This is a genomic window from Pseudomonas sp., assembly GCF_050739995.1.
Taxonomy (GTDB): domain Bacteria; phylum Pseudomonadota; class Gammaproteobacteria; order Pseudomonadales; family Pseudomonadaceae; genus Aquipseudomonas.
The window spans coordinates 1-3,943 of sequence record NZ_JBOICG010000297.1 but is presented as its reverse complement, the minus strand read 5'-3'; the positions used below and the strand labels follow the sequence as shown (position 1 = coordinate 3,943).

Annotated in this window: 2 protein-coding genes; both read right to left on the bottom strand. The window is 60.4% G+C overall.

From position 1 onward, the window contains the following. Nucleotides 1–135: 135 nt before the first annotated feature. Nucleotides 136–1,389 (bottom strand): serine hydroxymethyltransferase, encoded by a 1,254-nt coding sequence (gene glyA, locus ACRESD_RS10110; RefSeq protein ID WP_017737423.1) that lies wholly within the window; start codon nucleotides 1,387–1,389, stop codon nucleotides 136–138. 240 nt (nucleotides 1,390–1,629) lie between these two features. Then, nucleotides 1,630–3,943: sensor domain-containing protein (locus ACRESD_RS10105; RefSeq protein WP_431750784.1), on the bottom strand; the 2,314-nt coding region annotated here is incomplete at its 5' end.

Below are 3,943 nucleotides of genomic sequence, written 5' to 3'. Positions count from 1 at the left end.
ATCAGGCACTGATGGGGCAACTGGCAGACTGCAATCGCAGGCAAGCCAGCTCCCACAGGTGAGTGTATTTCAAGTTGAGGTCAAGCATAAAAAAGCCCGGCTCAAGAGCCGGGCTTTTCATTCAAGCAGCTGCTATCAAGCGCCGTATACCGGCAGCTTCTTGCAGATGGCCTTGACCTTCTCACGGACCGCGTCGATCACGGCTTCGTTGTTCAGGTCAGCCAGGATGTCGCAGATCCAGCCGGCCAGTTCCTTGCACTCTGCTTCCTTGAAACCACGAGTGGTCACCGCCGGGGTGCCGAAGCGCAGGCCGGAAGTGACGAACGGCGAACGTGGGTCGTTCGGTACGGAGTTTTTGTTCACGGTGATGAAGGCTTTGCCCAGGGCAGCGTCAGCATCTTTACCGGAAATGTCCTGCTTGATCAGCGACAGCAGGAACAGATGGTTTTCAGTACCGCCAGACACTACGTCAAAGCCGCGCTCGATGAACACGCTGGCCATGGTCTGGGCGTTCTTGACTACTTGTTGCTGGTAGGTCTTGAACTCAGGCTGCAGGGCTTCCTTGAAGCAGATCGCTTTAGCGGCGATCACGTGCTCCAGCGGGCCGCCTTGGGCGCCAGGGAATACCGCAGAATTCAGCTTCTTCTCGATGTCGGCGTTGGCGCGAGCCAGGATCAGGCCACCCCGTGGACCACGCAGGGTCTTGTGGGTGGTGGTGGTCACGACGTCAGCGTAAGGCACCGGGTTCGGGTAGACACCAGCGGCGACCAGACCGGCTACGTGAGCCATGTCGACGAACAAGTAAGCGCCAACCTTGTCGGCGATAGCGCGGAAGCGTGGGAAGTCCAGGATCTGCGAGTAGGCAGAGAAACCGGCCACGATCATTTTTGGCTTGTGTTCAACCGCCAGGCGCTCGACTTCGTCGTAGTCGATCAGGCCGTTGGCATCGATACCGTATTGAACGGCGTTGTACAGCTTGCCGGAGGAAGAGACGCTGGCGCCGTGGGTCAGGTGACCGCCATGGGCCAGGCTCATGCCCAGGATGGTGTCGCCGCCTTGCAGCAGGGCCAGGTATACGGCGCTGTTGGCTTGGGAGCCGGCGTGCGGCTGGACGTTGGCGTAATCGGCGCCGAACAGTTCCTTGGCGCGGTCGATGGCCAGTTGTTCAACCACGTCGACGTACTCGCAACCACCGTAGTAGCGCTTGCCTGGGTAGCCTTCGGCGTACTTGTTGGTCAGAACCGAACCTTGAGCCTCCATTACTGCAGGGCTGGTGTAGTTTTCCGAAGCGATCAGCTCAATGTGCTCTTCCTGGCGCACGGCTTCTTGCTCCATGGCGGCGAAGAGATCGGCGTCGTACTTGGCAATAGTCAAATCACGGCTGAACATGGCGGTCCTCAAGGATCGGGGGCAGAAAAGGAGGGCATTCTAACCCAATGGGTTTTAGATGGCATATGAAAGGACATCATGTCGCGGACAAGTGGGGCTCATCTGCAGATAGGCGGTGTTTGTGCGGGCCCCTTCGCGAGCAAGCCCGCTCCCACATTTGACTGCATTTCAGAGATGGAACTCGGTCAACTGTGGGAGCGGGCATGCACGCGAAGAGGCCGTCAGGCGCGCCGCACAACGTCAGTCGAACATGAAGAGGGCATCATTGCTGAACTGCGCCTCGAACCGGTTCGCCGGCATCGGCCGCCCGAACAGGTAACCCTGTACTTCATCGCAGCCATGCTCACGCAGGAAGTCCAGTTGCTCATGGGTTTCCACGCCTTCGGCGATCACCGCCAGGTTCAGGCTGTGGGCCATGGCGATAATGGCGCGGGCGATCTGGGCGTCCTGCTCGCCCGATGGCAGCCCGTCGACGAAGGTGCGGTCGATCTTCAGCACGTCGATGGGGAACTGCTTGAGGTAGTTCAGCGATGAATAGCCGGTGCCGAAGTCGTCTACCGCAATACTCAGGCCCAGGTTTTTCAGGCTGGCGAGGATCTGCATGGCCTCGTTGACCTCACGCATCAGGATGCTCTCGGTCAACTCCAGTTCCAGGCACGCCGGCGGCAGGCCGGTGTCCTTGAGGATGGTGGCGATGCGTTCGCCCAACTGACCATCCGAGAACTGTCGCGCCGAGATGTTGACCGAGACCTTCGGTACCCGCACCTTGTTCTGGTGCCAAGTCTTGAGTTGACGACAGGCTTCACTGAGCACCCAGTCACCCACATCCACCACCAGCCCCAATTCTTCCAGTACGGGGATGAAGTCTCCCGGTGGCACCAACCCGCGGCGTGGATGGCGCCAGCGCAGCAAGGCCTCGGCGCCGGTCAGGCGCTTGCCGTCGCCGCTGAATTGCGGTTGGTAATAAAGCACGAATTCGTTCTGGTCCAGGGCATGGCGCAGGTCGCTTTCCAGCTCCAGGCGTTCCAGGGCGCTGGCGTTCATGTCGGCCTGGTAGAACTGGAAGTTGTTTTTGCCGCGCTCCTTGGCGTGATACATCGCGGTGTCGGCGTTTTTCATCAACTGACTGAGCTCGTTGCCGTCCTGCGGGCTCAAGGCGATGCCGATACTGGCGGTCACGAAGAACTCGCGACCTTCCAGCACAAACGGCCGCACCAGGCTGGCAAGAATCTGCTCGGCTACCGTGATTGCACGGTTCAGAGCCATGTCACGGTTGACCCGGGGTTGCAGGAGCAAGGTGAACTCGTCGCCGCCCATGCGCGCTACGGTGTCGTCTTCAGCCACGCAGCCTAACAAGCGTGTGGCCATTTCCTTGAGCATGCGATCGCCGGCGGCGTGGCCCAGGGAGTCGTTGATCGGTTTGAAACGGTCGAGGTCGAGGAACATCAGCACCACCCAAGACTTCTGCCGCTCGGCCGACTGTAGCGCGGTGTGCAGACGGTCCTGGAACAGCGTGCGGTTGGGCAGGTGGGTCAGGGCGTCGTAATACGCCAGGCGGTGGATGCGCTGTTCGCTGGCCTTGCGCTCACTGATATCACTGAAGAAACACACGTAGCTGGCCAAGTCGCCTTCATCGTCGAACACGGCGGTAATGCCGACCCAGGCCGGGTAATGCTCGCCATTGCGACGTTTGAGCCACACTTCGCCTTCCCAGGTGCTGTGCTGGTGCAACTGCTTGAGCACGTAGCGCAGATGGGCTTCCTGTTGTTCATCGACGGTGAGCATGTTTGGCAACTGGTCGAGCACATCCGCCACGGCATACCCGCTGACCCGGCTGAACGCCTCGTTGGCCTGCACAATGTAACCGGCCGGGTCGGTGATCAGGATCGCCGACGTTGAGTGTTCGAATACCGTGGCCGCCATGCGCAGGTCTTTCTCGGCGCGGCGTTGCTGGCTGATATCGCGGCCGACGCCGAGGATGCCTTCGAACGTGCCGTGTTCATCCCACACCAGCACCAGGCGCAACTCGATCGGCACCTTGCGACCATCGGCGCGCAGGCAGTCGAACAGGAACAGCTGGGTCTGCACTTCATCGCGCAGGGTGTTCAGCGCGTCGACATCGCCCAGTGCGCGGCTGACTTGCTCCATGAGGGTATAAATGCCGGTCAATTGCTGCGGGTTGGCGATGATCGACTGCCAGCCGTTCTTGAACACCCAGTCCACGTCATACCCGAGCACGGCGTTGACCGACGGGCTGATGTAATTGAGGGCCAATCGGCTGTCGGTGGAGCAGATCACGTCGCTGATGCTTTCGGCCAGCATGCGGTAGCGCTGCTCGCTGTCGCGCAGGGATTCGCTGGCTTCGATCTGGTCGGTGATGTCCTTGGCTACGCCGATGATCCGGGTGACCACCGCGCTCTTGTCGCGGGCCAGAGCTTGCTCGCGGATATCGAAGCGTCGCCACTGGTTGTTGCGATGACGAAAGCGCAGTTGGCATTGCAGTTGGGTCGAGTAGCCCGCCTGGCGTTGTTGCTGGCGCAGGTCGTGGTAGTAC

Coding starts and splice junctions, on each gene's coding strand:
- glyA (WP_017737423.1), bottom strand. CDS start 1,389: ATGTTCAGCCGTGATTTGACTATTGCCAAGTACGACGCCGATCTCTTC.